The 26,705-nt window shown below is 34.7% G+C and carries 30 protein-coding genes; 25 read left to right on the top strand and 5 right to left on the bottom strand.

Going from position 1 to position 26,705, the window contains the following annotated elements:
* Nucleotides 1-110 precede the first annotated feature (110 nt).
* The 7 genes from CEY12_RS06340 (at nucleotide 111) to CEY12_RS06310 (ending at nucleotide 6,218) form a co-directional block, all read left to right on the top strand.
* Nucleotides 111-824, top strand: coding sequence for a phosphoadenosine phosphosulfate reductase family protein (locus CEY12_RS06340; protein ID WP_089026889.1), 714 nt, complete (start codon nucleotides 111-113; stop codon nucleotides 822-824).
* Nucleotides 808-1,599 (top strand): DNA methylase, encoded by a 792-nt coding sequence (locus tag CEY12_RS06335; protein WP_089026888.1) that lies wholly within the window; start codon nucleotides 808-810, stop codon nucleotides 1,597-1,599. Before CEY12_RS06340 ends, CEY12_RS06335 begins: the two co-directional genes overlap by 17 nt.
* Before the next feature lie 179 nt (nucleotides 1,600-1,778).
* Nucleotides 1,779-1,991, top strand: a complete 213-nt coding sequence (locus CEY12_RS06330; protein ID WP_089026887.1) for a hypothetical protein — start codon at nucleotides 1,779-1,781, stop codon at nucleotides 1,989-1,991.
* Nucleotides 1,992-1,995: 4 nt separating this feature from the next.
* The gene (locus CEY12_RS06325) at nucleotides 1,996-2,472 is read left to right on the top strand and encodes a terminase (protein WP_228409805.1); all 477 of its coding nucleotides are present in this window, start codon (nucleotides 1,996-1,998) and stop codon (nucleotides 2,470-2,472) included.
* Nucleotides 2,453-3,793 (top strand): PBSX family phage terminase large subunit, encoded by a 1,341-nt coding sequence (locus tag CEY12_RS06320; protein ID WP_089026886.1) that lies wholly within the window; start codon nucleotides 2,453-2,455, stop codon nucleotides 3,791-3,793. The genes CEY12_RS06325 and CEY12_RS06320 overlap by 20 nt, the downstream gene beginning before the upstream one ends.
* The gene (locus CEY12_RS06315) at nucleotides 3,793-5,178 is read left to right on the top strand and encodes a phage portal protein (RefSeq protein ID WP_089026885.1); all 1,386 of its coding nucleotides are present in this window, start codon (nucleotides 3,793-3,795) and stop codon (nucleotides 5,176-5,178) included. The genes CEY12_RS06320 and CEY12_RS06315 overlap by 1 nt, the downstream gene beginning before the upstream one ends.
* Nucleotides 5,175-6,218, top strand: a complete 1,044-nt coding sequence (locus tag CEY12_RS06310) for a hypothetical protein (protein ID WP_089026884.1) — start codon at nucleotides 5,175-5,177, stop codon at nucleotides 6,216-6,218. Before CEY12_RS06315 ends, CEY12_RS06310 begins: the two co-directional genes overlap by 4 nt.
* On the opposite strand, the gene CEY12_RS06305 is transcribed toward CEY12_RS06310, so the two are convergent.
* Nucleotides 6,219-6,758, bottom strand: a complete 540-nt coding sequence (locus CEY12_RS06305; protein ID WP_089026883.1) for a hypothetical protein — start codon at nucleotides 6,756-6,758, stop codon at nucleotides 6,219-6,221.
* 116 nt (nucleotides 6,759-6,874) lie between these two features.
* Between CEY12_RS06305 and CEY12_RS06300 the strand changes: the two genes are divergently transcribed.
* Genes CEY12_RS06300 through CEY12_RS06290 form a run of 3 tightly spaced genes read left to right on the top strand, consistent with a single transcriptional unit; the run spans nucleotide 6,875 to nucleotide 8,387 of the window.
* Nucleotides 6,875-7,225, top strand: coding sequence for a DUF4160 domain-containing protein (locus CEY12_RS06300; RefSeq protein WP_157676770.1), 351 nt, complete (start codon nucleotides 6,875-6,877; stop codon nucleotides 7,223-7,225).
* A gap of 1 nt (nucleotide 7,226) precedes the next feature.
* Nucleotides 7,227-7,637 carry a hypothetical protein gene (locus CEY12_RS06295; protein WP_089026881.1) on the top strand — a complete coding sequence of 137 codons (411 nt, stop codon included), beginning with the start codon at nucleotides 7,227-7,229 and terminating at the stop codon, nucleotides 7,635-7,637.
* 30 nt (nucleotides 7,638-7,667) lie between these two features.
* Nucleotides 7,668-8,387: a hypothetical protein gene (locus CEY12_RS06290; RefSeq protein WP_089026880.1), complete on the top strand. Its 720-nt coding sequence runs from the start codon at nucleotides 7,668-7,670 to the stop codon at nucleotides 8,385-8,387.
* 44 nt (nucleotides 8,388-8,431) lie between these two features.
* Here the strand turns inward: CEY12_RS06290 and CEY12_RS06285 are convergent, their stop codons facing one another.
* The 4 genes from CEY12_RS06285 to CEY12_RS06270 form a co-directional block, all read right to left on the bottom strand.
* Entirely contained in the window at nucleotides 8,432-8,689 is a 258-nt protein-coding gene (locus CEY12_RS06285) for a hypothetical protein (protein WP_089026879.1), read from the bottom strand.
* 176 nt (nucleotides 8,690-8,865) lie between these two features.
* Complete coding sequence (locus tag CEY12_RS06280; protein WP_089026878.1) at nucleotides 8,866-9,435, bottom strand: hypothetical protein; 570 nt, start codon at nucleotides 9,433-9,435, stop codon at nucleotides 8,866-8,868.
* 7 nt (nucleotides 9,436-9,442) lie between these two features.
* Nucleotides 9,443-9,724 carry a hypothetical protein gene (locus CEY12_RS06275; RefSeq protein WP_089026877.1) on the bottom strand — a complete coding sequence of 94 codons (282 nt, stop codon included), beginning with the start codon at nucleotides 9,722-9,724 and terminating at the stop codon, nucleotides 9,443-9,445.
* 25 nt (nucleotides 9,725-9,749) lie between these two features.
* The gene (locus tag CEY12_RS06270) at nucleotides 9,750-10,055 is read right to left on the bottom strand and encodes a hypothetical protein (protein WP_089026876.1); all 306 of its coding nucleotides are present in this window, start codon (nucleotides 10,053-10,055) and stop codon (nucleotides 9,750-9,752) included.
* A 130-nt stretch (nucleotides 10,056-10,185) separates the two neighbouring features.
* Here CEY12_RS06270 and CEY12_RS06265 point away from each other — a divergent pair, with 130 nt between their 5' ends.
* The 15 genes from CEY12_RS06265 (at nucleotide 10,186) to CEY12_RS06195 (ending at nucleotide 26,700) form a co-directional block, all read left to right on the top strand.
* Nucleotides 10,186-10,860 carry a hypothetical protein gene (locus CEY12_RS06265; protein ID WP_089026875.1) on the top strand — a complete coding sequence of 225 codons (675 nt, stop codon included), beginning with the start codon at nucleotides 10,186-10,188 and terminating at the stop codon, nucleotides 10,858-10,860.
* Nucleotides 10,847-11,215: a hypothetical protein gene (locus CEY12_RS06260; RefSeq protein WP_089026874.1), complete on the top strand. Its 369-nt coding sequence runs from the start codon at nucleotides 10,847-10,849 to the stop codon at nucleotides 11,213-11,215. The genes CEY12_RS06265 and CEY12_RS06260 overlap by 14 nt, the downstream gene beginning before the upstream one ends.
* Nucleotides 11,216-11,232: 17 nt before the next feature.
* The gene (locus CEY12_RS06255) at nucleotides 11,233-12,303 is read left to right on the top strand and encodes a major capsid protein (protein ID WP_089026873.1); all 1,071 of its coding nucleotides are present in this window, start codon (nucleotides 11,233-11,235) and stop codon (nucleotides 12,301-12,303) included.
* A 2-nt stretch (nucleotides 12,304-12,305) separates the two neighbouring features.
* Nucleotides 12,306-12,626, top strand: a complete 321-nt coding sequence (locus CEY12_RS06250; RefSeq protein WP_089026872.1) for a DUF6706 family protein — start codon at nucleotides 12,306-12,308, stop codon at nucleotides 12,624-12,626.
* A complete protein-coding gene (locus tag CEY12_RS06245; RefSeq protein WP_089026871.1) occupies nucleotides 12,617-12,946 on the top strand; it encodes a hypothetical protein in 330 nt (109 codons plus the stop codon). Before CEY12_RS06250 ends, CEY12_RS06245 begins: the two co-directional genes overlap by 10 nt.
* 14 nt (nucleotides 12,947-12,960) lie before the next feature.
* Nucleotides 12,961-13,356, top strand: a complete 396-nt coding sequence (locus tag CEY12_RS06240) for a hypothetical protein (protein ID WP_228409804.1) — start codon at nucleotides 12,961-12,963, stop codon at nucleotides 13,354-13,356.
* Nucleotides 13,353-13,760 (top strand): hypothetical protein, encoded by a 408-nt coding sequence (locus CEY12_RS06235; protein ID WP_089026869.1) that lies wholly within the window; start codon nucleotides 13,353-13,355, stop codon nucleotides 13,758-13,760. Before CEY12_RS06240 ends, CEY12_RS06235 begins: the two co-directional genes overlap by 4 nt.
* 14 nt (nucleotides 13,761-13,774) lie before the next feature.
* Nucleotides 13,775-14,278, top strand: a complete 504-nt coding sequence (locus CEY12_RS06230) for a hypothetical protein (protein WP_089026868.1) — start codon at nucleotides 13,775-13,777, stop codon at nucleotides 14,276-14,278.
* Nucleotides 14,279-14,345: 67 nt separating this feature from the next.
* Nucleotides 14,346-14,792, top strand: a complete 447-nt coding sequence (locus tag CEY12_RS06225; protein WP_089026867.1) for a hypothetical protein — start codon at nucleotides 14,346-14,348, stop codon at nucleotides 14,790-14,792.
* Nucleotides 14,793-14,809: 17 nt separating this feature from the next.
* Nucleotides 14,810-15,007, top strand: coding sequence for a hypothetical protein (locus tag CEY12_RS06220; RefSeq protein WP_089026866.1), 198 nt, complete (start codon nucleotides 14,810-14,812; stop codon nucleotides 15,005-15,007).
* Nucleotides 15,007-19,440, top strand: a complete 4,434-nt coding sequence (locus tag CEY12_RS06215) for a tape measure protein (RefSeq protein WP_089026865.1) — start codon at nucleotides 15,007-15,009, stop codon at nucleotides 19,438-19,440. The genes CEY12_RS06220 and CEY12_RS06215 overlap by 1 nt, the downstream gene beginning before the upstream one ends.
* A complete protein-coding gene (locus CEY12_RS06210) occupies nucleotides 19,440-19,931 on the top strand; it encodes a hypothetical protein (protein ID WP_089026864.1) in 492 nt (163 codons plus the stop codon). Before CEY12_RS06215 ends, CEY12_RS06210 begins: the two co-directional genes overlap by 1 nt.
* Nucleotides 19,928-20,950, top strand: a complete 1,023-nt coding sequence (locus CEY12_RS06205; RefSeq protein ID WP_089026863.1) for a hypothetical protein — start codon at nucleotides 19,928-19,930, stop codon at nucleotides 20,948-20,950. Before CEY12_RS06210 ends, CEY12_RS06205 begins: the two co-directional genes overlap by 4 nt.
* An 18-nt stretch (nucleotides 20,951-20,968) precedes the next feature.
* On the top strand, nucleotides 20,969-23,959 hold the full coding sequence (locus tag CEY12_RS06200; RefSeq protein WP_089026862.1) for a hypothetical protein: 2,991 nt from the start codon (nucleotides 20,969-20,971) through the stop codon (nucleotides 23,957-23,959).
* Nucleotides 23,959-26,700 (top strand): phage tail protein, encoded by a 2,742-nt coding sequence (locus CEY12_RS06195; RefSeq protein ID WP_089026861.1) that lies wholly within the window; start codon nucleotides 23,959-23,961, stop codon nucleotides 26,698-26,700. Before CEY12_RS06200 ends, CEY12_RS06195 begins: the two co-directional genes overlap by 1 nt.
* Nucleotides 26,701-26,705: the final 5 nt, after the last annotated feature.

Raw genomic sequence — 26,705 nt, 5'->3', positions numbered from 1 at the left:
AAGTTCAGGTTCAAGATCAACTGTGAGAGCTAGGGCAAGAGCAAGAGTTCAAGGAGCATCAGCAAGGCTGAGAGCTGTAAGAACGGTTCAAAACGGGTTATAATTCCTAAATGGATTTACTAGCCACATTAAACAGTATCAAAACCCTATCAGCAAAAGTTGATAGGGTGATACTATTTCATTCAGGAGCCGGAAAGGATAGTATTTGTCTTTTGAATATGATGGCACCACATTTCAAGGAAATTGTATGTGTGTTTATGTATATGGTCAAAGACCTAGAGCATATCAACCGATATATTAATTGGGCTGAAAAGAAATATTCAAACTGTAGATTTATTCAAACTCCCCATTATGCATACTACAACAATAAGAAACATGGAGTAAATGGAACGGATCAAATAAAATACTCTGAATGGAATCTATCAAAAATCAATGATAAGATAAAAGAAGAAACAGGTATTGAATGGAGTGTTTTTGGGTTCAAAAAGAATGATTCGCTAAATCGTAGGTTGATGCTAAATTCTTATCCTGATTCAATGACTAGCGAAGTAGGACAGAAACTTTATCCTTTGGCTGATTGGTCAAATAAAGAAGTTCTTCAATATATCCGTAAAAATAGATTGTTAGAGCCTTTAAAGTATGGCAATACCGGAAATACAAAAAGCCAAGGAACAGATGTTAATGACATTTCATTTCTTCTATGGATTCGCAAAAATTATCCAGATGACCTAAAAAAGGTTATAAAAGAATTTCCAGATTCTGAAAGAAAGCTATTTGAACACGATCATTCACAAAAACACAAAACATATGCAGAACAAGATTAAGCAAAGTGAGACAATCACATTAAAGAGATCAGAAATAACTCCAGCCGACTACAATCCTCGTAAAATCACAGATGATGCAAGAAAGGCTCTAAAAAAAAGCATTAAGGATAACGGCATCATTGGTGGAATGGTTTGGAACAAACAAACCGGTAATTTAGTTTCTGGCCATCAAAAATTAAACATTGCAGACGAGATCAATAAATATGAATCTGGTAATGATTATGAGATCAAAGTAGAAGTAATAGATGTTGATATTAAGAAGGAGAAGGAATTAAATATTTTCTTCAACTCAAAAGCAGTACAGGGCGAAATGGATTATAAGAAGCTGGCCCAAATATTCCCGGACATTGATGCAGCTTTAGCAGGGTTGGATGACGTGGATATTCAGCTTATTGAGGTAGAGCTACCAGATTCAATTAATATAGAGATCCCATCATTTGAACCCCAGGAGGATAAGAAGATCAACGCTGAATACGAAAAGAGCATTACTCAGGATCTTTCAAACACAATTCATCATCCAGAAGCGAGTATTTTGGAAACGGAACGAAAAGAAGCTACAGAGCTAACCCCTGAAGAAAAGAAGGCTAAAATAAAGGAGATTAAAGAAAAGGTAAAGGAGAATACAGTACTTGAAGGTGATCCATATTTTACTATTTCCTTTTCAGATTACGACGCAAAGGTTATGTTTCTTGAATACCTGGGCTTCAATCCGGAAGATAAATTCATCAAGGGAGAAGAGTTTCAGGAAAAAATAGAAGAAACCTATGCGAATTGAAAGAGAGTGTGACCAGTGTAATAAGTATACTTACACTACACCAAATGAAGCCCGTGAAGTAATTCGTAAGTGTAAAAGTAAAAGCCGAAGAAGTAAAATCCCGAAAAGGTTCTATTTCTGTAAAGAATGCAAAGGCTTTCATGTAACAAGTCAAAAGAATAAATCAAAATTTCAATAGTATGAATATAAAAACCGCAAAAGAGAAAGGATTCACTCACATAGGTTGTACTTACAATGTTGTGAAAATATACGCGAAGGATGTGGATTCTTACAGCCCGGACATTACTGGTGTAAACTGGTTTAATAATATTTTATTGGAAATTGCAACATGGTTAGATATTAACCTTCAGTTGAATGATGGTTTTTACATGCAGGTAACAGAGATAAAATAGGATCATGGCAACAAGAGGTAGAAAAGTAAAGTATAATCCTAATTTACATCCTAAACAGGTGTTAAAATACACATTGCTTGGTTTAACAGATAAGCAGTTAGCTGGTGTGTTAGGAATTGTTGAATCTACCTTGAACCTTTGGAAAAAGAAATATCCAGAATTTTCGGAGTCCATACGCGCGGGAAAAATAGATGCTGATGCAAATGTTGCTTCCACTCTTTATAAAAGGTCTCTAGGGCATACCCAAGTAAAACAATATGCTTTCAAAGTAAAAGGATATGATGAAAAAGGTAGGCAAATTGAAAAAGTTGAGATTGTAGAGGTTGAAGAATATTTTCCTCCATCAGATAACGCAATTAATATGTGGCTGAGTAACCGTCAACGTAAGACATGGGGAAGTAAAAGTGAAATTGAGCATTCAGGTGAATTGAAAGGTAAAACAACAATTGTGTTCTCAAAAGGTGCAAAAGAAAAAGACTGAAGATGATGTATTAACCTTATCGGATAAGTATGAACCCTTATTCCAATGGTTAAGTGCAGAAAAGGGTGATCCTCTTTATTCTGTCAATACTGTTGTAATAACAGGAGGGAGATATTCCCAGAAGTCTTTTGGTATTGGTACGTTTTCTGGAATAGCTACCAAAGATTTTAATCATCGGATTCTCTATACTCGTTACACTTTAACATCAGCAAAAGATTCTATTATACCTGAATTTGAAGAAAAACTATCATTACTAAATTGTCATGATGAATTTAAGGTGACAAAGGATAGTATAAAGGGAATTTACAATGATAGTAAGATTGTTTTCAAAGGAATAAAGACAGGTTCAGGAAATCAAACCGCTTCCTTGAAGTCTTTAAAGAATTTCTCAATATTTATTCTTGACGAAGCTGAAGAAATGCCAGATTTCACGACATGGGATAAGATTAAGAAATCAATGAGAGCATTAGATGTAAGAAATCTCTCTATTCTCTCATTAAACCCAGCAACGGAAGAACATTGGATCCACGAAGAGTTATTTGAGGGGAAAGGAGTAGAAGCAGGATTCAATGGAATAGTTGGAAATGTTCTTTATATACATTCAACATACCGAGATATTGAACGTGAATTTATCTCTGATGATACCTGGCAAGAATATGAAGAGTTAAGGCAGATCTTTGAAACTTGGAAAGCATTATCTGGTACGGAAAAAGCTGACCATGATCCTAAGCTTGTAAAAAAAGCTAAATATTATCTACATACTATACTGGGTGGATGGCTCAATAAAGCGGAAGGTGTTGTCTTTGAAGATTGGGAAGAAGGAGAGTTTGTTGATAACGGAAAAGCAATATTTGGTCAAGATTATGGATTCTCCGTCGATCCTACGACTTTAATAAAAGTGTGTATTGAAAAGTCTCTTAAGAAGATATATCTGAAAGAGTATCTGTACCGAACAAAAATGACCACTACGCAGATATATGACTTTAATAAGGAATTTGCAGGTGAAACCCTTATAGTTGCTGATTCGGCTGAACCAAGATTGATTGAAGAATTACGAAAGAAAGGAAATAATGTCATTGCAGCAGAAAAAGGACCAGGATCCGTAAGTGGTGGAATTGCCCGAATGCTTGATTATACCCTTGTTGTAGATCCAGAGAGTAAAAACCTCAAAAAAGAATTAAATAACTATGTGTGGCATGATAAGAAATCAAATACTCCAATTGATGATTGGAATCACCTTATTGATCCGATCAGATATGTTGTATTAGAACTTACAGAAGCACCAAATAATAACCTCAGCAGAATAGCATCTTTAATATAATGGACGAAAAATTTAATAATCTACAGACCATCGGAGAAAAAATCGCTTATCTTAAAGATAACGGAATTCCCTTGCCAAATATTGAGCAATACAATGCTGAATGGGATGAAACCAGACACAGGATTATGACGGATTTATATAATTATCCGGATAGGATTGTTGAGTATGAATACACTGATGAATTAGGTCAAAAGAAAGAAGGGAAACGCATCGAGAAACTCAACCGTATTCCTTTAGCCTATCAAAAAGAGATTGTTGCAAATGCAGTTACGTTCCTATATGGCAATCCTGTTAAGTATACCAATAACCTAGAAGATGTTTCAATGTATGATGCTTACCTTAAAATTTTGGATAAGGAAAAAATAATCTTCTTAGATCGTGAGATTGCAAAATCAAATGGCCGTTTTACTCAGTGTGCTGAACTTTGGTGGGTAGACGAAGAGCCGAATAATTATTACGGGTTTCCATCACAGTTTAGATTAAAGATAAACATACTCACCCCAGACAAAAATAAAATGTACCCTTATTTTAATGAACAGGGAGATATGATTGCTTTTCTTAGGGAATATGAGAAGAGAATTGAAGGGGTGAAGGTCAAGTATTACGAAATCTATACAGCTGAAAGGATTGCTATTTTAAGAGATGGAAATGGAGGAATTGAATTAGTTTCTGAGACAGCAAATAATATAGGGAAAATTCCAATCGTTTTCTATCAATTTGAAAATGTTGAATGGTCTAAAGTTCAAAAGGCCATTGAAAGGCTTGAAGAAATTTCAAGTGATGCAGGAGAAGTAAATAAGAAGTTTTCTGCACCTATTCTGGCATTAAATGGTGAAGTAACCGGAAGTTTTTCTAAAGACAAAACAGGAAAAGTACTACAGCTGAAAGGAGACAATTCACGAGCAGAATTTGTGCAACCACCAAATGCCAGCGATTCACTCGCTAATGAAAAGGAAGATCTTGAAAGCATCTTATACAAAATGACCAACTCTGTAAACATTTCACCGGAAGCCTTGGAAGGAATGGGAAACATGCTGGCAACTGAAAACGCAGCCTACTTGTTTATGCTTCCTCATTTGAAGGTAATGGATAAAATGAGCGTTTATGTGCCTGCATTGAAGCGTAGAATGTCTATTGTGAAATCTTTCCTTCAGCTCATGAATGCTTCTTTCAGAAATTCAGATTTAGATGCTGAACCAGTGATTACCCCATACATCATAAACAATGAAGCTAAATTCTATGAAATGCTTATGACTGTTAATGGAAATCAACCATTATTTAGCCAGAAATCAACAATGGAAAGAGCTGGAGTAAAGAATGTAGATGAAGAAATTGCAGAAATCAACTCTGAAATGGAAAAGAAAGCTGGTAATGATCTATTATGACCCCAGACGAAAAACATTTAAAACGAATAAACAAATACCTTTCCAAAATCAACGGAATTTATGATGATTTGGTAAGGGAAATAGCTTTATTGGTTGTAAAATTGAGAGTGTCAAATAAAATATTTCGATTCAAAGACTATCCTACAATTACCAAACAGACAAGTGGCGCTCTCAAAAAGTACAATGACAATATTCTATCATCTATAAAGACTTATACCGCATATGAATGGGACTATGGAAACGCAAAAGTAAATGATCTACTCATTTCTAACCTGGAAAAAGTAAAAGGCAAAGTTTTACCAGCTGCTTATGAGTCTAAAATGAGAGAGATTTCAATACAGTCTCAAAACAAAAAAGCACTAGAAGCATTTCAAGAGAGAAAGAAGGGTAAATTTACCACATCTGAAAGAGTTTGGAATATTACCAAGCAAGCAAGGGAAAACTTAGAATTTGCACTTGATGATGCTTTAAGCGAAGGGATAAGTGCCCAAGATCTAGCAAGAAAGATAAAAGGAAATTTAAATAATCCAGATGCTCTGTTTCGCAGAGTGAGAGATAAACACGGAAATCTACAATTGAGTAAAAATGCTGCAGCTTTTCATCCAGGACAAGGAGTTTATAGATCGGCTCACAAAAATGCTTTACGTTTAGCATCTAACGAAATCAATACTGCTTACAGAGAGGCGGAACAATTAAGAATTAAAGCTAATAATGATGTAGTTGGCCAGAAGATCAATTTAAGCCCGCAACATACTGTATTTGATATGTGTGACGAATTGAAGGGGAATTATCCAAAGGACTTCAATTGGTCCAAATGGCATGTCTCATGTAAATGCTTTAGGACTATGATCATGAAATCACCTGAAGAACTTATCACAGAAATAAACAATGGTCAAAACCTTTCGCCAGAAGCTTCTCAAAACTTTGTTGGATCTGCACCTGAAAACTTCCATTCTTGGATAAATGAAAATAGGGAAATGTTCAATAGACGAAAAAGTAAGCCTTATTTCTTGAACGAAAATAAATACTTTGTGAAGTAATCAGTCAATTTCTTCTTCTATTACATGAATCATAGATAAAATAAAGTCATTCATCAATTTAAAATTATAATCGATTACGAAATACCTTTCTTCTTTTGCATATGCATATCTCCATTCAGGAAATGAATTATTATGAACTTCTAGCAGTTGTTCTATGGTTAGACTTGGCATATTATATTTTGTTTTCTGATCATCAGGATTTCCAAAATCAGTATTACTTGATAAACGAATTATTGGCAAATCAGATTCTAATTTGCTTAATTCATCATATTTCGTTTTAATTTTCCTTGCTATTTTATGTGGTAATTTTTCGTAAAGAACAAGGAATTCATGTTTTTTAATCTCTTTTGTTTGAGTCGTTGAATAGATAAGAAACTTTAGAAAGAGTTCCGTAGCAAAAGATAAATTCACTGTTGCAACTGGCACTATTCTCCATGCTTCATCATTTCTTGCATTCTTAACTTTTGCAGCCATATCAAGACCTGATACATAAAAGCCTGTTGCGCTTAAGTATAATTGTTTCTCGTTATTGATAATCATAGGTTATTATTTAAAACTAAAATAAAAAAATCTCCGATCATAGTCGAGGATAATAGTAATAACAAATAGTAAATTATCTTTTGTATATTCGGATCATGAAAAACTAAACTATGAACATGGATTCTCAAGAAGATGTGTACGGTAAGATATTTTCTGACCTCTTAAATAGATATTGGCAGTATTCAGACGAAGTCATTGAAGTAATGTTACAGATTGATGGGTATGAAATTAAACAACTTGTTGAGAAATTAGATGATTTAACAGTTGTGATTTATACAAATGACCATAATCCACCGCACTTCCATGTAGTGAATAAAGACAAAACAATCAATGCGAAATTTAAAATTGAAAACGGAGAACAACTTACAGGAGAATTAACCTATAAGCAGTTAAAAAGGATAAAAGCATTTTATCAATCTCCTAGAGTAAAGCCTTTAATGGAAAAGATTTGGAGCAAAAGGGAATAGTATGACCTCTAAAGAATACATCGAATACGATCGTCTCACCTACGAAATGGAGCTACACTTTATAGCTCTTACACCTACCTTTATGGGGTACTGTGAAGATATTATATTCGGTAATGAATTACCTGGAATTAAGTATTATTGCTTTCACTTCTACAATGATAAATACCTTTCCCATATTTACCAAAAGCTAACAGCAAGAATAGAACGATTATTCAAGCAAATAGACAGTGAACAATTCCCGGATCTATCTCACGGCTTTGCTAATCTTCTTATTTACCTAAAAGAACCAATTGTAAGAGAAAACGATCAGGAATACAGGCAACTTAATTATGACCACTGGCGTGAAGTCGTTATTCGTGATGAAGTTCTAATCCGTAATGGAAGTTTTAGGAAATATATAAATATTTTGTAATTATATTTGCTTAAAACTATAACCATCTTTATGGAAAAACTTTACTTTAACAATTTGGAAGAAGCGAAAGCCCATTTTAGACTTTTTGCATATGATTATTTTGGAGAAATGTTGCTTAAAAAGAATATTGATGTTCGGAGCTTTTTTGATATTTCAATAAATCAACTCAAAGAAGTTGTGATGAAACTTAATGAAATTCGGAATAATAGAATGTTTTTAGGTAATATAACATGGGACTTTTACAAACAATACGACTTTGAAATATTTGATAAATCGAAATCAAGAGTTATTTATCCTTATCACATGCGTACTTACATTCAAGAAGTAATAGATCTTCTTAATGACAGAATTAATTATTTAGAACAAAGAGAAAAAGTAACGTCAATCAAAGAATTAGTTAAGGAATTACCAGAAAATGATGTAAAGGAGAGGCTTTCGATAGAAATTAAGGAGCTAGAAGCTAAAAAGGAAGAATTAGAATTAAACAAAGCTTCAGAAAGAGAAATATTCCAAGAACAAATTGAATTAAGTAAACATAGAACAGAAATAATGGAAAAGAAATATGATATATTTCTCAAATTTCTAAATAGGGAGTCAGTCGCATCAATGGTTGGTTCTGTACTTTTGCTTCTAATGGGTATTTCTTTATTGGTAATGATGTTTTTACAAAAGGAGCCTATAAAAATTGTAGAAAGTGCTTTTTTGTTAATTCTTGGATATTTTTTCGGACACTCAAAAAATAGTAAATAAAGCCCGACTTACTATTATTCAGTCGGGAAACACAATATATGAATTTATAATTCTTCAATTTTTTGTAAAAGAAGATTAGCATCCTCAATTGTTACAGGTTGTGGAATCTGTTTAAATTCAATTCCGTTCTTTGGTGATGCTCCAGTTATGGTTTTGTCTTTGTGCACCGTGAGAGAGTTCCAAATGTTCTCGGATAGTTCTTTCTGGTAGTTGGTACAGAATGTTGTTCCGTTTGCTTCTCGTATAGTCTCTTTTTGATATCCGTTTTCTTCTAGGAAGTTGTAGAAATTAAAGTTGCTCATCCTTTTTTCTTTTTTTTAATATTTCAAATTTATGCTGACAATAAACTCCTAACATAAAAAATAGGGTAATGAGAATGCTAAATTCATTTTCATCTAATTTCATCGTCTTTTATTTTTAGGTTTCACGTATTTAGGTTTCAAATTCTTTTTGCCGTTGGGTAATATGCCGTATTTTTTCATAAAAATTCTTGTTGAATATATTTTACCATGTCTTCACCACAATTTTCACAATCAGGAATCCCTTGCACATGCCAGATTGTATTATATCTCATACCTCGTATAGTATGGTAACTCTCACAAAACATTTCATTTTCAACCCAATAATGAGAATGCTTTGGGTGTTTTGTCAATTCCTTACGTTCGTATGTTTCGAAGAAGAAACGAACTTTTTGCCCTGTTTCTTGAAGCATTCCAAATCGACTTAAAATTTTATAATAACCATAATCTTCAACTACAAGTCTCAGCAAGTCATAGAGGGAATGTCTAAATTCTTCAAGTGTTTTATTTCCCTTGTGAACATCACAGCCCTTACAGCATGGATTTCTATTATCAATAGAGTTTAAATCATTGTTTTTGTAGATTCCTAACGGTTCCCATTTCTCTAATTCAAAATTCCATCGGCTATTTCTAATCGGGTCAATAATCAAATCAGCATGCCAACGCTCAGGAAGCTCACAACCACAATAAGCACAATGACCATCATATTTTTTAAAAAGAATTTCTCTATCAACCTTAGTTAGTTTCATGAGTATTTTATTTTGATGAATTAATAGGGTTGATAAATTTTAAATCATAGTGTTCGCAAGTGCGCAGAAATCCTTCCTTTCCTGTTTCATAACCAGAATATCTAATACCTCTTGTTCCGATATTGTGTTCACCAAAACGATTAATCCTAACTTCTACAATATCATAAATTGGTTCTGAAAATTTGTCACTGTATAAAAGCCATGCAGCAAGTCTGTGACCTTCACTAATCAGATTCCACAAATGCTCATAATCCTGCGACAATGTATAGTTTTTGATTTTTGCTTTCATGTCCTTTATTGTTTAAGTCACTCAATTAAATCCTAAACACTTTATGAGCGAATTCTGTTTCCTTCTGATTTCTCAACCATTCTAAAACCTTCTCTGTATCAAATAATACTTTAGTCTTCTGTTTCCTATTTTCATAGCCACCTAAAACGATATTCTCGGGAAGAAGTTTGTTTTTTAGTAGCTTATGAATAGAGCTTCTATCTTTTCCGACAACCCTACAGAACTCGTCAAATGATAGAGTGATCTTTTTTACACATTCAATTCTATATGCTGCTTCTAACATGTCTATCACAAGTAAGTCAGCACTCCTTTTAATTAATAGTTCATCCATCACATCATTTCTTATGGTTATAAAGTAATACTTTAAATAAGTACTGCTAAATTATATAATTACATATTGTTATGCAATAGTAAGTAAAGTATTTTTGACTTCGATAATTAACAAATTAACAATTCAAGTAATGTTTGAAAAAATCCTACAACAACTTAAAACGAAATACAAAGACTTCGGGTTAAGTGAAACAATTTTAAAAGCCAAAGCAAAGCAAATTGAAAAGGCGGTTAAAACAGAGGAAGAAATTACAGATGCAGTTGCAGGGGTTGAAGATGATCTGGCAATATTCCAATCATTTGCTGATCAAAACAGAACGTTGGCTAAAGAAATCGCTGATTTAAAAAAGGCTAAAGGAGAAGATCCGAAACCTGTCGATCCCGCTGATCCAAAACCAGTAGATCCAAAACCAGCACCAACGGGCGATCCAGAACCAGCATGGGCTAAAGCTATAAGAGAACAAATGGAGAAACAAAACCAATTGATTTCTGGCTTCCAAGCTGAAAAGACGGCACAAACCAATGCTCAAAAACTGCAAACAGAATTAGACGAATTAAAAGTATCTAAATCTATTCAAGCTTTAATTCCTGCCGGGCTCACTTTTGAGAACGATGAAGCGATAAAAGCATACGCAGCTGAAATGAAAACCAAATCAGATGCGATTGCTCAGGAATTCGGAAATGCTGCTTTAAGCGGAATGGCTAAACCAACATTATTCGGAGAAACAGCCAAGGAGGGAGATATTTCTAATGCTATGCAAGCATACAAGGATTCAAAGAAACCAAAAGACAATGAACAACATTAAAAAAATTGGAGGACAAAGAGAAAACGTTGTTTTCGATATTGTTCTATCCACATATCCTGGAGGTGTTTTGGTAGATAATGTCGATGCTAAAGCTCGATTTACAGACGGGGTTATTCCCGCGGGTACAATTATCGTCATTACTGCACCAAACAAAGGAAAGATAGTTAACGCAGATCTTACAGCAACAAACATCAAAGGTGCTGCTGGGCTAGTTCAAAAAAGCGTACCAATAGATGATTTTACACAAGTATCTGTCGTGACAGATGGGACTTTTAGAACGGTTGCTTTACCTGATAAGGAAAAAGCAGGTGTCGCATTGATTGTAAAGGAAGTTCCAACTCTAAAAGCTTGGTAATCAAAAAAAATTAAACAATGGCAGATATATTATTAAATAAAATTATTCCGGAGTACAACAATCCTGATTTGTTAGCCTACTTGGACACGAATCCACTAAATGATTTGGGTTATAAAACATATTTCCCAACACAATATAAAAGTGGATTGACCTTCGGAAGTTTAGAAGGAACTACTGGTGCTAAGGTGATTGCTCCGCTTGTTGCTAAGGACTCAAATGTAATTCTTAAAGGTAGAGACAATGCTGAAGCATTAAAAGGTGAAATGCCAAAATCTGAAGTAGGTCGTGTGAAAACGGAAACTGATTTTTTCAGAATTCAGGATCTTAGAAATTCTCTAGCACTAAATAGATCGAATACAAGCATTAGCAATCAAATTTTGGATAACATCTATGATGACGCCTTGTTTGTTAGAAATTCTATTAATGCAACAATGGAGTACATGTCTAAATCATTGCTTTCGCAGGGATTATATGATATGAATGGTATTAAAATAGATTTTGGAGTAACGACACAAAATGCTACTTCAGATTGGTTTGATCCAGCAAATGCAGCAACTTTTGACCCTATTAAGGAGTTTCAAAAACAACAGAAGGTAGCTCTTGCAAAAGGTTACAGATATGTTAAAGCTGTTACGGACTTAGCTACATTCAATCAATTGGCTGCATCTGAAAAAGTAATCAAGTTTACTGCATCATTCGCTCAAAACGCACTAGGTTTAGCCCAAACGCCAACATTGGCTCAGATTAATTCTGCATTACTAGCTCAAAACCTACCGACAATTGAAATTTGGGAAAGCTACGTAAACGAAGAAGATCAAGATGGAACATTAACGTCAAAAAGTGGTTGGATATTAGGAAATATTCACCTTTCCGGAACTGCTGACTTTGGAAATCTTCAGTATACTATTTCTCCTGAAGCTTCTATTGACTTAAATGAGTCCACCAAAGAAACTGTTGATGAATTCATTTTGCTATCTGCTATTGGTAGTGCAGCACCAATGCGAATGCTTACTAAAGCTGCTGCATTTGCAACGCCAGTGTTGAACAACGTTAAAAAACGTCTAATCCTGAAAACTAAGTTAGCATAAAAATGACTATCGGGGATTACATAAAAGAAAAATTGTCTACATGGTCGGTTGAGTTTTCCGATGATCTGATTGCGCTTGAATTATCACGCTTGAATTTAGTATCATCCGATACCATTACCGGAGAAACAAATCTTGATAAGTTCTTTTATACCATAATCCCCGATCTTATTTCAATGCCTTCAAGTATTTCTGAGGGTGGTTTTTCAATCGGTTACGATAAACCTTCTCTTTTGAAATATTACTCAATGTTAGCGAGAAAACTAGGATTGCCTGATTTGCTTTCTGAAAATACAATTACTGATATCACTTCGAAATGGGGATAAAACAATTTCCTTATACGCTTACAGTATTTAAGAAAACTGAAGCTTCATATAATGAAGAAGATGGAAGTTTTATTCCTGGCACTGAAGGGTGGGTGTCTATCTCAAAATGCAGGGATGAAGGAAATGGAGGGGGAAGTAAAATAGTAACAACAGACGGCGAGGTCTATGTTTATGGAGCTGTTATTTATCTCCCTAAAAACTGTCCAAAAGTCTCAGTCGGTGAAAGAATTAAAGTAATCGACTTGGATGGAAATGTAAGGCTAGAAGGAGACACAATGCTCTGGAAAAAGGAACAATTACACACTAGGCTATGGCTCTAAGATTCATCGGAAATATGAACGAAATCAATCAGCGATTTGTTCAAGCTCATGAAGATATTAACAGCAAAATGTTACGTGTTCTCAGATATGTTGCAGAATTAGCAATAAATGAAGCTAGGGCAAACGGCTCTTATCGTGATGTGACTGGAAATTTACGTGCTTCTGTTGGATATTCTATAATCATAGATGGCAAAATTGAGTATGAAAACTATTCAGGTAATAGTGTTGGAGTTGGTAAAGGCAAATCATTAGCCCGCGAATTAGCTAGCCAACAGCCTGAAATAGCCTTAGTAATTGTTGCGGGTATGAAATACGCGTCACAGGTTGAAAGTAGAGGTAGAAATGTTCTTACAAGTGCTGAACAAATGGCAAAAGCTATGGTTCCAAACTTACTAAAACAATTACGATGAAGAAAACAGTGTTAGAAGGGAAACAATGGATTTTTGAACTGCTTTCACAAAGTAACATAAGAACCATTATCACCGGAAATATTTATAAAGACAAGAAACCGTCAGGAAGCATAAAAGAAGACATTGTGATTAATTCAATTTCGATGGATGGATCTTTTTTACAAGATGGGGTTTTTAACGTCAATTGTTATGTTCCAATGGTTTCAGTAAATCTAAATGGAATTACTCAGTACATGCCTAACAACAATAGAATGTTAGAAATAAGCAAGGCAGTATATCCAATTTTTGAGGACATATTCAGACCGCAATTCAATCTTACAGTAGTTAATCACAACACATTTGAGGAAGATGAAGAGAAGTCGAACTACATAAATTTCAGAATCAATTTAAAAGCATATAACTAAAAATAATACAAATAATGGCAGGACAAATTAACATCGGAGTTGCAGAGATTGCAATTGGTGCTATTGCAGTAGATGGCGGAATGGGAACAACCCTTGCACCTCTTGGCTATACAGAAGATGGATCAGCTTCATTAAGCTGGGATGATCCTACGGAAACAGAATTTAAGGTCGAAGAAATCGACACTCCAATTCATATTGAAACTACAGATGGAAAAAGATCTGTTGTCTTCAAAATTGCAGATCCAGATTTAAGCACATTCGTGGAAACTTTTGGCGGGACCAAAACAGGAACTGGAGCAGATGAAGTTTTCAATTTCCCATCGAATACTGTATCAATAGAAAGATCATTACAGTTTACACCAAAACAAGGAATCGGTTTAAGAATTCCTAGAGCAAAAATTACCGCAAAACTTTCTTCTGAAATCGGTAGAGCTGCTTTAATGGGAATTGAAGTGACAGCAACTGTTTTACAACCAAAAAAGGCAGGCACAGCACCTATTATCGCTTTCAAGGCATAAGTAAACTCTGAACAATTAAAAATAAAAGAGCCTATTTGTTTAGGTAGGCTCTTTTTACTTAAAACACATGGAAAACTTAGAAAAAGAAGAATTAAAGCTTCTTACAAGCGAGGGGTACAGTTTTGAAACCAGTCTTTTTGGAAGAAAAATGAAGTGGTCGATAGATAAAATTCCAATGGGAAAAATGTTAAGGCTTGCAAAGATTTTCATTCAAATTAAAGTAGACGAAGAAGCTATTTCAAGTGAAGATTTATCAATACAGATCCCGGCGCAATATGAAGCAGTTAGAAACAATGCTGAGTTATGCGCTAAAGCAATTTCAGAAGCTGTTGACAGCAAGTTTCCTAAATGGTTTTTAAAATGGCACTTCCTGAATACTCTCAATAGTAGTGAAGTTAAGAACCTGGCATTTGAGCTATTAAAGTTCTCAGATTATCAAAATTTTATGATCTCTATGGCATTAATGAACGGAAATCGACCGACCAAAGCGATGCCGATAGAGAAAACGGTCTAAAAACTATCTATGGTGTAATGGGGCAAATATGTCATCATTTCGGATGGGAACTAGATTACCTGCTTTGGAAAGTTGACTGGCGAATCGTACAAAGAATGCTTATAGATTCTCCAAGTTACGAAAGCGAAGAAGATAAAAAAGAAAAGAAAAAACCTGTTATCAATCTCTCTGAACAAACATCAGAAGATTTCTTACAACAACTATTTAATAAATAATGAACACCAGTCAAGGAGCTTTATATTTCGGTGCGGGAATAGACTTGCAACAATGGCGTAGAGACATAAACTCTATGCGTAGAGATATAGTTGGACTGGGACAAACAGTTTCTCAAGAATCCCGTAATATGGATTCTTCTTTCAAAAATCTATCTGTTGGTATTGCAAGTTATTTTTCTGCATCAGCACTTAAAAGCTTTGTTATGGAGCTTATTAATGTAAGAGGTGAATTTCAGAAAACAGAGATAGCCTTTACCACCATGCTGGGTAATGCCATTGAGGCAAAGGCCCTAATGGGTGATATGGTTAATCTTGCTGCTAAAACACCTTTTTCATTGCAAGACGTTTCTTCAGGTGCAAAACAATTACTAGCATTTCAAATTCCAGCCGATCAAGTCGTTGACACTCTTACAAGGCTTGGAAATATTGCTGCTGGATTATCTGTACCGCTAGCTAGAATAAACCTCGTTTATGGCCAGGTAAAAGCTAAAGGTAAGCTGATGGGCGATGACCTTCGACAGTTTACAGAAGCAGGTATTCCGATGGTTGCGGAACTCGCTAAGAAGTTCGGTAAAACGACATCTGAAATTTCTGATATGGTATCAGCTGGTAAAATAGGCTTCAAAGACGTTCAGGATGTTTTATTCTCCATGACAAATGAAGGAGGTATGTTCTTCAATCTAATGGAGAAACAATCTAAATCTCTTTCCGGTCAGGTTGCCAATTTGGGTGATGCTTGGGATCAAATGTTAAACAAGATTGGAGAAGCTAACGAGGGTATTCTATCTGATGGAATTCAGGGATTAACCTATTTAGTTGAGCATTACCAAGATGTTATACAGGTAATATCAACATTAGTTGCTGCTTATGGAACTTATAAGGCTGTTTTAATCACAGTTAACGCCTTGCAAAAAGCTCAGATATGGATTGAGGGAACTCTAGCGGCTGTTAGGTTCGCCCAGGGAATATCTGGTATGACTAAAGCGCAGTTATTATTTAATGCTGCAGCTAATGCAAACCCATATGTTTTATTAGCATCTGGAATTGCTGCTGTTGTTGCCGCAATGGTTTATTTTAGAACGGCTAATTATGATGCTAAAGAAGAAGCAGAAAAACTAACCGCTGCCCTAGAATTTCAACAACAAGTTAGTGATTCCGTTGCAGCTGCCTATAAAAGAAGTAGTGCAAATATTGTTGGTGCCGTCGAAAAGGAAATTGTAATACTTAAATCGAGCTATTCGACGCTTGAAATGCGCAAAAAAGCATATGAAAACCTAACAAAAACAAATAAGTCCTTTATAGGAACGGTAGATGCGGAATACAGAGCTACTGTTAAACTTTCAGATGCCTATACTGCTTTAGTGTCACGCTTGAAAGAACTTGCTATCGCAAAAGGAAAAGCAGCACTTCTTGAAGAATATTCCAAGAAAAAGGCACAAGCAGATCTTGATTTAGTTTTAAAGCAAGATGCCTACGAAAAACAGAGAGCAGCTAATATTAAAAAAAGAGCTGAAAATGCGAAGAAGGAAAATATTGGGGCTGGTATGTATCGTGAATTTAAACTCGAAGAGGGTATAGATTACTCAGCATACAACCCTGCTAAAGCTGCTATAAAAACGCGTGATGAAATTAATAAGCAATTTAATATTCTGGCTGACGATGTTGCTAAAGGTATAAATGATGCGACCAAAAAAAATGATAAAGAATTACGTGACGCCTGGAGTAATATAGGTGATGCAGCATTAGATTCCGGACCTAAGAAAGGTACTCAAGAATGGTATGAAGAAGAGATAAAGAGATTAGAAGATCTAAAGAAAAAAGCAGTTGTGGGCTCAAAGGCATGGAATGCTTATCGTGACCAGATCGAAAAATATCGTGACTTATTAAATCCTAAAAAGGAGAAGAAAGACAATAAGCAACTTGCAGAAATAATTCCAGAAGGATCTATTGAAGAGCTTCAAAGACGTGCAAATTTATTGCAAAAAGCTTATGATACCGCCGCAAATGGTGTTGTAAAGTTGAGAACTGTCGATAAATATGGTAACGACAAAGATAAAAAAGGTAATCCATACTTAACAGGCGAGGTAATAAGTTCTCAAGAAGCATCTGATCGTCTTGAAAAAATAAATGAAGAAATAAAAGCTCGTCAATATAAAAGTTTTCAAGAAAGAATGGAGGAAGGCGAAAGGCAGTGGAATAACTATTATAAAATTGCTGAATATTATGGAAAAGAAACAGCTGATGCTCAATATAAAGAATTATTTAAAGGTTCTCAGAACTATCTACAATTTTTAGAAAAACAGGAAGAAGCTTTAAAAAATCTTTCTGATCAAGGCATCATTTCTGACCAACAAAAGCAAGATCTTATTTTCCTTCAAGAAAAAATCAGATCATTAAATGGCACAGAAACTCCATTAGAAGGATTTAAAAGAGGTATTGACGATTCTCTGAAAAAGTTACCTTCTTTGGTTGATCAACTTGAATTTTTAGAAAAAGCAGAAGATGCAGCTTTTGAGAAAGCAGGCGGAAATTCAAAAGATTTCTTAGAAAAGAAATTATATTTCACTGAACAAAAACGAAACATTCTTCAATCTCAGCAGGATACTTATTCAGAATTTCTGAAAGAGCAAAGGACTTTTGAGGAAAGAAAACTGGCAATTGAAAAAGAATATGATCTTATTCGAGATAAGATTGCAAAAGACAAAACAACTACACCTGAACAAAAAACAGATTTAACTGAAAAAGCAAATAAAAAGCAAGCTAAAGATATTTCTAATATGTCGTTAGAGCTTTTCCAAAAAACTGATTTATGGGTTAAAGCTTTTGGTGATCTTTCAAAAATTGGACCTAAAACGCTTGAAAAAATGCGTTTACAGTTTAAGGCATTTCTAGAATCAAGCGCTGGACTTTCTTTAAAAACAGAGGATTTAATAGCATATCAGGATGTCTATAAAAAGCTTGGAGAAATGACAGCAAGTAGAGATCCCTTTAAAGCAATATCAATATCTGTAGATAATTATAAGCAGAAAAGAAAAGAGCTTTATGATATAGAAATAAAATCAGGAAAGGGCAGTGATAAATACAAAGAGAAGCTCGAAGAAACCAATCAAGCATTCGTAAATATTATTGAAGTAACTGCAACTGCGGCTAATGCGACCCTAGATGTTGTATCAACAATTGGAGATGCATTCGGTGGTCTGTCAGATGAATTAAAACAAACTTTAGCTGAAGTACAACAGTTGATCGATGGAATTATAAATGCTGTTGCTGGATATTTCTCTGGAAATTATGGGCAAATGATTTCCGGAATCGTTCAGGTTGTTAGTGCAATGGTTAAGTTACTAGGGGATGATAAGCACTATGAGAGAAATATAAAGGAATGGCAAAGAGCTGTTGAAGACCTTAAAACTTCTTATGATGAACTACAAAATTCTATAGAGAAAACAGCAGGTGAAGCAGCAATCCAAATGCAACGAGGATTAGTTGAAAACCTAACCGAGCAAAAAAGACTTCTTACACAGATGCGTGATGAAGAACAGAAGAAGAAAAAAGTTGATCAAGATAAAATAACGAGTTTAAATGGTCAAATAAGTCAAGTGGGACAGCAGATTGAATCTGTTATGGACAATTTTAAAAAGAGCGTAACATCTACTGACTTTAAAGAATTATCTGAGAATCTTGCAAATGCAATGATTGATGCTTTCGGTAAGGGTGAGGATGCAGCAGCTTCTTTCGATAAGATCGTGGATGATGTTATGCGAAATGCGGTAGCAAATGCCTTAAAAATAAAAATACTTGAGCCTGCTATTGAGGAAATGGTGAATAAGCTTTATTCTTCAATGGGATTTGGTAATGGAAACTCAAATGCAAATGATGCGCAGATCTCAAAGTACCAACAAGATATAAAAGATATTGAAGATAAAATTAAAACTGCTGAAAGTGCAAGTTATTACAGTCCTGAAAACACCAAATATGTTTTAGCATTAAAAGCTGAAAAACAAAGAGTTTTAGACTTAATCGGAGCTTTAAAAGCACAAATGGCTGCAACACCGGTAGGTGGTAGTTTCGATGGTCTTACCGCAGAAGAAAGAGAGAAGATTAAAGCAATGGGCGAGGATGCTATGAAGAAGTACATGGAAGCTCTAAAGCAATATCAAGATCTTTTCGGAGAATCCGCGGAAAATGCCCAAGGATTAAAAGGAGATATAAAAGGTATCACAGAAAAAACAGCAGGTGAATTAGAGGCTCAATTTAATGCTGTGCGTATAAATATAGCCGCAGTTCTGAAAATAATGCAAACTAACCAGACAGTTGCCAATAGTCAAACAGTATTGCTTTCTCAAATTGAAACAAACACTCGAAAGCTTCACAACATGGACAAGACACTATCTGAAATTAATTCTAAAACTAAAAACGGACTAGCAGGTATATAATGGAAACATCAGAAATTTTAAAACAGGCAATAGAAAAAAATCTGTGCAAACCATGGCAAGAAAAGATGATTTCTGATTCATCGGTAAAGAATCTGTGTGAAATGTATTTCATGGGTGATGATTGGTCGATGGAAAATGATTTCCCTTCATTAAATGTTTTGCGTGAATTTAAAGGACAAAGTGAAGTCTATGGATTGTTTACCGACTATACCGGAATGCCAAACAATTTACCAAAAGCTGCTTTTTTTGGAAATTCAAATGTTCAGATGACCTATACAGATTTCAATGTTTCACAATTGATATTGCGACACAACACAAAAGCTAAAGTCAGAGTAGTAGACAATGCTTTTGTCATTATAAATCTTTTGGACAATGCGGAATTAGATATTGAAAGTTTCGACAATTCAAGAGTAGAAGTTTTCTGTTATGGAAATCAAAATATAAAATCAATAGGTGATGTAAGAATTCACAAGTCAAGTTTTAAGAAATGAGTGAAGTAAAATATTCTTTAAACGACAAAAATTTTAAGGATTACGGAGTATATGTTTCGGAATCAATTGGTCTTGTTGGTTTATTAGAACGTAAAAACGTCACACAGTATGATTGGGCTGAATATCATGGTATTTCCCCGGATTTAAAGAAGCCGAAATATAAAGAGCGTATTATTGAGTTAAAGTGTTTCATCCGTGGTGATAATTGGGAGGTAATGTTTGATAACTTCATGAACTTCGTAATTGGCGAATTTTCTAAACCAGGTACACAAAGACTCCATATTGAACCGCTTGGATTTAAAACTTTACCCTATGAGGTATTCGCAAAAGATGAAGTAAAACCAGAAAAAACCTTTAAAGATGGGGTTATGTATGGAATCTTCTCTTTGAAATTCATCGAACCCAACCCAATAAAGACCGTTCTAAAGACATCACTTGATAAATTCAAACTTTCTTACAAAATAGACTCTGAAACTGAAATATTCTTTGGTGATGGAACTAAACAAATAGGTAGGGGAGATGTAAGCCTAACAAAGGATTATGCTTTTCCATCTTATCAAGGTTCTGGAATATCAGTAATAGAGAAGAGTTCAATAAATGATGATTTTTTTGAGTTCTATTCCGTTCCTGAAAACGTTCAGACATATTCTATCAGTATAAAATTCACCCTGCCAGCCGCTCAAAATGTAATTCTATATGTGATCGGAAGAAAACCAGATAACACTTATGAAGTTGCAGCAATTACAAGCACAATAGAAGGTGTTCAAGGATCAAATTCACACGACTTTGTCAGAGACTTAAATGTAAATCAATACGGGAAATTCATATTCAAAATATTAGATACTTCAGGAAACGATATTCCTGGTATAGTTTACAATGATGCACGCATTGAAACAGCGGAGATACTTGGAGAATGGAAAGATATGACAGGAAAGGAGAAGATAATAATTATTGCAGGGAATATTGAGGAAATGAAAGAACTCTCTACTGCAGCTCAAACAATTTGGGAGAAAATTTAAAAAAGAAAACTATATAAAATGAGTGATCAGATTAACATAAATGTAACGGATTTAGTACCACCAGCAAATATTGCAACAATTGATAAGGATGGTCTGCTTGGCAACGCTGTATCAAAAGACAAGTTCAATACTGATTTTGCAAGCTTATCAAATCAGCTTGATCAAAAAATTGAAACTCTTAAAGAGCAGGTAGAATCAGATTTTAAAGGTACAGTAAACCCAACTAGTCCAGCACCAACAGAAGACGGATCATATAAGCCTGAAATTTCCTCAGAAGATGATAAACCAACTGATCCAAATAGTACAGCAGATTGGGGGACGAAATATCCTAATCTGGGTAATCTTCGTGCAAAGCGTGGATATTATACTATGTTTTATAAAAAAGGTACTGTTTGGACTCGTTCAGAAACTAAAATGCCAGATGTTTCTAATAATGTTGCAAAATTTGCAGATTTAGATTTTCCTGCTGGTCCTGATACACAAACTTTGTATAATGATATTTATTGGTATGTTTTGCCTGGGAAGTCTGCAACAATAACTGATATTCCCAACGATGATTCTTTAATATGGAAGAGAATTGGTGAAGCAGTTTCGATAAAAACATACATAACAGAAAGCGTAAAAACTGATACTTATACTTCAAATGAGTTTTTTGCCAGTTCAAATAATTTTGCAGCTTTCGCTTTTGCTTTCGCATCATATAAAGACTTTAATCAAACAGTTATTAAAGTTGGTCAGATTTCAGGAACAACAAAGCCAGTCACAGAAGTAAATATGCGTATCTGTGAGGAATCAATGACAGGAACTGAGCTTGCTAGAGTTAAGAAGACTGTTTCAATCGCTGAAGGTGATGTTGTAGATGTAGCATTTGATCACTCTCTAATTACCAATACAAGTAATAAAGTTCTTTGGGTAGAGTTTTGGTGCAATGGAAAGACGGGACTTTTCAAAGGCAATACAGCTGGAACGGTTCCTTATAAGTACAAGTCAGATACAATGACTTATGCAGATTTTCCAACTCAATCAGCCGATGGCGCAAGTCCAAAGCAAAGATTTTATCTTGTTCTTAACAAGGTTACAGAAACTATAAAATTTAAAGATTCTCTTATATCCAAGAAAGTTTCCCTGACTGATACTAACCCGGTTGAATCAAAAGCAGTAGCGGAAAAGATAGCTGAATATGATGCTGTTATTACAGACGGATTTGTTACTGATTCGCTTGATACAAAGGGAACAATTACCTTGAACGTAAATAATTCCATTTTCAAAGGCTGGGGACAGATCAAAGGTAAATTGACCAATTTTAATCGATTGGGTTATATGTTTAAAGCATTTGATGCAACGATGATTCCTACCCAGGTTACTTGTATCGTAAGAGAAACAAGTAGCACAGGTCCAATCATCTTTAACAAAACTAAGCCCGTATCATTAGAGCTGAATGTTATTAAGAATATTTATTTTGATCTTGATGAAACATACATCAACACAGCTGATAAAGATATTTTCGTCTCTTTCATAGGGAACGGGATGTTTTCCTTATATGGTGGAGCAGCTGCAACTGATTTTAATTCGGTTTTAGCAGTAAAATATACTACAGCATTAGGAACGGATACCTTAACTGGGACTGTTTCAAACCTGAAATATGTCATGTACTGTGAAGTTATTAAAGGACATTTTGAAAAGCAACTTACTAAAAAGGAATCAGACAGAATTAGAGGTTTTGGAGATCCGGATGTTTTATACACTTCGAAGTATCATGTATTTCCTGGATCGCAATTAAACATTTATAACAAGAATGTTTGTGTTCCTCAATTTGGAGATAATAATGATAATTATGTTCTAAACTATGATGGTCCTGTTGGAAAACAATACAAAAGACAATGGCGTTTGGATCCCGTTCCAGAAAGTATGAATCAAACAATGGCTTTATATGTAATGCGTGGGCGTGATGTTTTAGCCAGTAAAGTTCAAAACCTGCTTTCTGTTGGTTTAAATGCGGGGAATGGCGTGACAAGGGACTTTTTATTAATTGCAGACAGTACAGGAACTGGTAAAAAGATTACAGGGCCTTTAATGGACGATATTTTTGGCAATGATGTCATGAAAATCCGATGTATTGGCGAACAAGGTCCTGCGGGCTATAAAAATGAAGCGATTTCAGGTGCTAGAGTTGACACTTTTTATACCGCTGGACTGCCATTGTACAAAATAAATATTACAGCTACACCTTCGGTTTGGCCGGGATTAGGGTCTGTTTATTCTCAAGGATCAAATACGTATAGAGTTGACGAAGTAAATCCCACTGGTGGCACTGGTGGTACTGCTTATTTTTCCGTTGCAGTATTGACTGGTACTGGACCAACGAACACCGGGACCTTGAATAAAGTCAGTGGTTCCGGTGATGCAATAATCAATTATTCTTCAGTAACACAACCTGTAGTAAATAAGTTCTTTAACCCATCAACTAATAAATTTGATTTCGCGTATTATTTAAGTATAACAAATCAAACTTTTGCAAGTAATGGAACTGTAGCAATTCAGATAGGAATCAATGAGATATTTAGCGCAGTGACTTTATCAGATGCGCAAACAAGAGTTGATATTGCCATTGCAAAGTATAATGATATTATTTCTAGTATACATGCATATGATTCTACAATTCGAATAGGTATTGTAGTAACATTCCCTCCAACTGATCAGAACGCTTTCGGTGAAAACTACTCGAATGGACAATATGCAGAAATGTACAGAAAAACAGGACTTGTGACCTGGCAAAAAAGGTTGCATCAGGAATATGATAATAGTACTTCGTACAATAATAGAGTTTATCTTATTCCGGTACATCTATCTGTAGATACCGACTATGATTTCCCAGAAGAAACAAGGCCTGTCAGCAAAGGAAGTACAAAAACTGAAACTGTAAAAATTAATGCAGTACATCCAGATGAAATATTAGGGTCTAAATCTATTGCAATGGGAATTTCTGGCTTAATAAAATTCTTTGGATAATGAATAATATAACACTATACAGAAGCGGAACGCCTCTCTTTAATTTAATTGAGAGAGGGAAACGCACAGTGGAAACTGCCACTTTAAATAGAGTACTGTTGTCTGATGACTCAGTCTCAATAAAGCTTAATTCTGCTTCTGTATTAGATATTCGAATTAATGATTACTTCGTCCTATTCGGTTCTGTATATAGAATTAATGCATTACCTGGAGTAAATAAAAACAACTCGTCTCAATACGAATACAATATTATAGCACAGGGATTAATGTTTGATCTGCTTCGTTGTAAATATTTTAATACCGATGCTACAGGCTTTAAAACAGATACAGATTTTCCGTTAATCGGTACAATTGAAACATTCTTATTGTGTCTTAAAAACAATATGCAGCGTTTCTCTACAAACTGGGAAATTGGAAACTTTACTAATGGAGAAACAAAATCGTTAACTTTTGGTGATGATACCTGCTTATCTGCTTTACAGAAAATATGCTCAAAAGAAAATGGCTTTAATACTGATTTCTGGGTTAAAGTTGAAAATGGAAAGTTTGTTATTCATACCGGAGATTATGGCAAAAAAGTCCCAATTGCTTTTGAATATGGAAAGGGGAAAGGATTATATAATCTGAATAGAAACAATGTAGATGATAATGATATTATTAATCGTCTATATGTTTCCGGAGGTACCGAAAATATACCCAACGAATACAGAAATTTCAGTACACATTTAAAGCTACCCAATTCAGACTACATTGAAAATGAACAGGCCATTGCTTCATTTGGACTTAAAGAAGGTACAATCACTTTCGATGATATTTACCCACATAGAACCGGAAAAATAACGTCTTTAGGAGATACAAAATTCAAATTCAGTGATAACACAATGGATTTTGACTTGAATGAGAAAGAGTCTGATGGAGTTACTACAAAATATCTTATTGCTGGGACATCTGCAAAGATCAGTGTAAAAACCGGAAATCTTGCTGGATATGAATTTGAAATTAAAAAAGGTGGTTATAATCACACAACAAAATCGTTTGAAATAATTCCTTTCAAAAATGATCAGGGGCAAAGCTTTCCTGATGAAGCTTCAGCTGCATTTCAATTTGCTTTAGGTGATGAATACGTGATCATTGATATTGTTATGCCTAAATCTTACATAGATAATGCGGAAAATGAACTTTTAGTAAAGGGTTTGGAACAATTCGACTTGCATAAAAATGCAAAAGTTTCTTATGATCTGGGCGTAGATCCTGCTTACATGGAGAAAATAGGTTTAGGAAAGTTTGATATAGGTGATTATATCCGTGTCATAGATGAAGAACTTGGTATAAATAAGGTTCTGAGAGTTAACCAAGAAACTATAAGTTTCATTGAGAACGGTGATTATAATCCCTATAGGACAAAAATAGTCATTGCAGATACTTATGAGATTAATTACAGTTCCCAGGTTATACTTGATATTAAAGAGATTAAAAATGTAATGTCGATTGTCAATCTTGGAAATATTAACTACTCAAAAATAGGACTAAAAACCACTGAAGAACTTAAGAACCTTGTGTTTGATACAGATGATTATTTCAATCCCGAAAACATCCGTCCAAATTCAATCGAAACGAATATGCTTACAGTTGGTGCAAGAAGCCAGCAAATTAGCTGTTCTGTGGTTTTCTATTTAATGTATGAAAACGATAAGAACAAAGTAAAAGTTAATCCTGGTATTATTTACTCTCAAACCATGGATAAAGAATGGAATATTCCAGAAAACATTGAAACTATTCCTGATGATACTTGGAGATATGTTTATGGTAAATGCAGCAAGACAGATCAGTCCGGATCTATTGTCTTCACACAAGAACAAATAAAATTCGATTCTGATGCCAATGATTATTTTTTCCTTATTGGACTTCTGCACTCTGTAGTTGATGGAGTTCGTGTTCTTTCGGTTACCGTCGGTACAACTACAATAAACGGAGGTCTTATCAGAACTGGGATTATTTCTTCATTAGACGGACAGAATTATTTCAACCTTGATACTGGCGAGATTAAAGGTAAAATAAAATTTGGCAACGGTTCGGATGGATTCACTTCAATTGACGGAGGTCTTTTAATGTCTGAAGTTATCGAAGTAGGTGAGGGGACTATAAGAAACGCCTTTATTTCAGGAAAAACAGACGATGGCGATACAACAGGCATAAGTGTTCGATTTGGTGCAGGTTCAGATTTTGAAAACAGAAATACAGCCCCATTCAGAGTTCAACACAACGGTAAAATGATTGCTGAAAACGCGGACATTAAGGGGACAATTAATGCTGATTCAGGTTTTATTGGTGGTGTTAATGGGTGGAAAATAACACCTACAACTTTAACGAGTTCAATGGGTAAGTTACTTTTTGGAGAATTCGATAATTCTGGAATATTCCTTAGTGGCGTTTCAATTTCGTCGGATAATTTCCCGGGCAACCCAACTTATAAAAACAGATTTAGAATTACAAGTGAGAGAGATGAAGGCAATATTAGTAATATCGGAGCTGACATTTCTTCTGCAGGCTCAAACATTAATAATACAGCTTTAAGACTTGAGGCATCAGGCGGAACCGTTAATAATGCACTTGAAATTATTACAGGAGACATTTTGATTGGTTCGCAGGCAGGACAAAGTGTTGTAATAACTTATAAAGATTCAGTTGGCGCCAATAGAGCAATGCAATTTGAAAAAGGACTTTTAGTGGCTCATAATTAAAAACT

Origin of the sequence: Chryseobacterium sp. T16E-39 (genome assembly GCF_002216065.1) — a bacterium.
GTDB lineage: Bacteria > Bacteroidota > Bacteroidia > Flavobacteriales > Weeksellaceae > Chryseobacterium.
This window is presented reverse-complemented; position numbering and strand designations above follow the sequence as displayed.

Bases quoted from the DNA above. Each gene is read 5' to 3' on its own strand.
- CEY12_RS06340 (WP_089026889.1), top strand. From the start codon at position 111: ATGGATTTACTAGCCACATTAAACAGTATCAAAACCCTATCAGCAAAA.
- CEY12_RS06315 (WP_089026885.1), top strand. From the start codon at position 3,793: ATGGACGAAAAATTTAATAATCTACAGACCATCGGAGAAAAAATCGCT.
- CEY12_RS06305 (WP_089026883.1), bottom strand. From the start codon at position 6,758: ATGATTATCAATAACGAGAAACAATTATACTTAAGCGCAACAGGCTTT.
- CEY12_RS06265 (WP_089026875.1), top strand. From the start codon at position 10,186: ATGTTTGAAAAAATCCTACAACAACTTAAAACGAAATACAAAGACTTC.
- CEY12_RS06195 (WP_089026861.1), top strand. From the start codon at position 23,959: ATGAATAATATAACACTATACAGAAGCGGAACGCCTCTCTTTAATTTA.
- CEY12_RS06295 (WP_089026881.1), top strand. From the start codon at position 7,227: ATGACCTCTAAAGAATACATCGAATACGATCGTCTCACCTACGAAATG.
- CEY12_RS06210 (WP_089026864.1), top strand. From the start codon at position 19,440: ATGGAAACATCAGAAATTTTAAAACAGGCAATAGAAAAAAATCTGTGC.
- CEY12_RS06225 (WP_089026867.1), top strand. From the start codon at position 14,346: ATGGAAAACTTAGAAAAAGAAGAATTAAAGCTTCTTACAAGCGAGGGG.
- CEY12_RS06230 (WP_089026868.1), top strand. From the start codon at position 13,775: ATGGCAGGACAAATTAACATCGGAGTTGCAGAGATTGCAATTGGTGCT.
- CEY12_RS06275 (WP_089026877.1), bottom strand. From the start codon at position 9,724: ATGAAAGCAAAAATCAAAAACTATACATTGTCGCAGGATTATGAGCAT.
- CEY12_RS06335 (WP_089026888.1), top strand. From the start codon at position 808: ATGCAGAACAAGATTAAGCAAAGTGAGACAATCACATTAAAGAGATCA.
- CEY12_RS06255 (WP_089026873.1), top strand. From the start codon at position 11,233: ATGGCAGATATATTATTAAATAAAATTATTCCGGAGTACAACAATCCT.
- CEY12_RS06205 (WP_089026863.1), top strand. From the start codon at position 19,928: ATGAGTGAAGTAAAATATTCTTTAAACGACAAAAATTTTAAGGATTAC.
- CEY12_RS06300 (WP_157676770.1), top strand. From the start codon at position 6,875: ATGGATTCTCAAGAAGATGTGTACGGTAAGATATTTTCTGACCTCTTA.
- CEY12_RS06285 (WP_089026879.1), bottom strand. From the start codon at position 8,689: ATGAGCAACTTTAATTTCTACAACTTCCTAGAAGAAAACGGATATCAA.
- CEY12_RS06245 (WP_089026871.1), top strand. From the start codon at position 12,617: ATGGGGATAAAACAATTTCCTTATACGCTTACAGTATTTAAGAAAACT.
- CEY12_RS06260 (WP_089026874.1), top strand. From the start codon at position 10,847: ATGAACAACATTAAAAAAATTGGAGGACAAAGAGAAAACGTTGTTTTC.
- CEY12_RS06310 (WP_089026884.1), top strand. From the start codon at position 5,175: ATGACCCCAGACGAAAAACATTTAAAACGAATAAACAAATACCTTTCC.
- CEY12_RS06220 (WP_089026866.1), top strand. From the start codon at position 14,810: ATGGGGCAAATATGTCATCATTTCGGATGGGAACTAGATTACCTGCTT.
- CEY12_RS06270 (WP_089026876.1), bottom strand. From the start codon at position 10,055: ATGGATGAACTATTAATTAAAAGGAGTGCTGACTTACTTGTGATAGAC.
- CEY12_RS06215 (WP_089026865.1), top strand. From the start codon at position 15,007: ATGAACACCAGTCAAGGAGCTTTATATTTCGGTGCGGGAATAGACTTG.
- CEY12_RS06330 (WP_089026887.1), top strand. From the start codon at position 1,779: ATGAATATAAAAACCGCAAAAGAGAAAGGATTCACTCACATAGGTTGT.
- CEY12_RS06280 (WP_089026878.1), bottom strand. From the start codon at position 9,435: ATGAAACTAACTAAGGTTGATAGAGAAATTCTTTTTAAAAAATATGAT.
- CEY12_RS06235 (WP_089026869.1), top strand. From the start codon at position 13,353: ATGAAGAAAACAGTGTTAGAAGGGAAACAATGGATTTTTGAACTGCTT.
- CEY12_RS06200 (WP_089026862.1), top strand. From the start codon at position 20,969: ATGAGTGATCAGATTAACATAAATGTAACGGATTTAGTACCACCAGCA.
- CEY12_RS06290 (WP_089026880.1), top strand. From the start codon at position 7,668: ATGGAAAAACTTTACTTTAACAATTTGGAAGAAGCGAAAGCCCATTTT.
- CEY12_RS06240 (WP_228409804.1), top strand. From the start codon at position 12,961: ATGAACGAAATCAATCAGCGATTTGTTCAAGCTCATGAAGATATTAAC.
- CEY12_RS06250 (WP_089026872.1), top strand. From the start codon at position 12,306: ATGACTATCGGGGATTACATAAAAGAAAAATTGTCTACATGGTCGGTT.
- CEY12_RS06325 (WP_228409805.1), top strand. From the start codon at position 1,996: ATGGCAACAAGAGGTAGAAAAGTAAAGTATAATCCTAATTTACATCCT.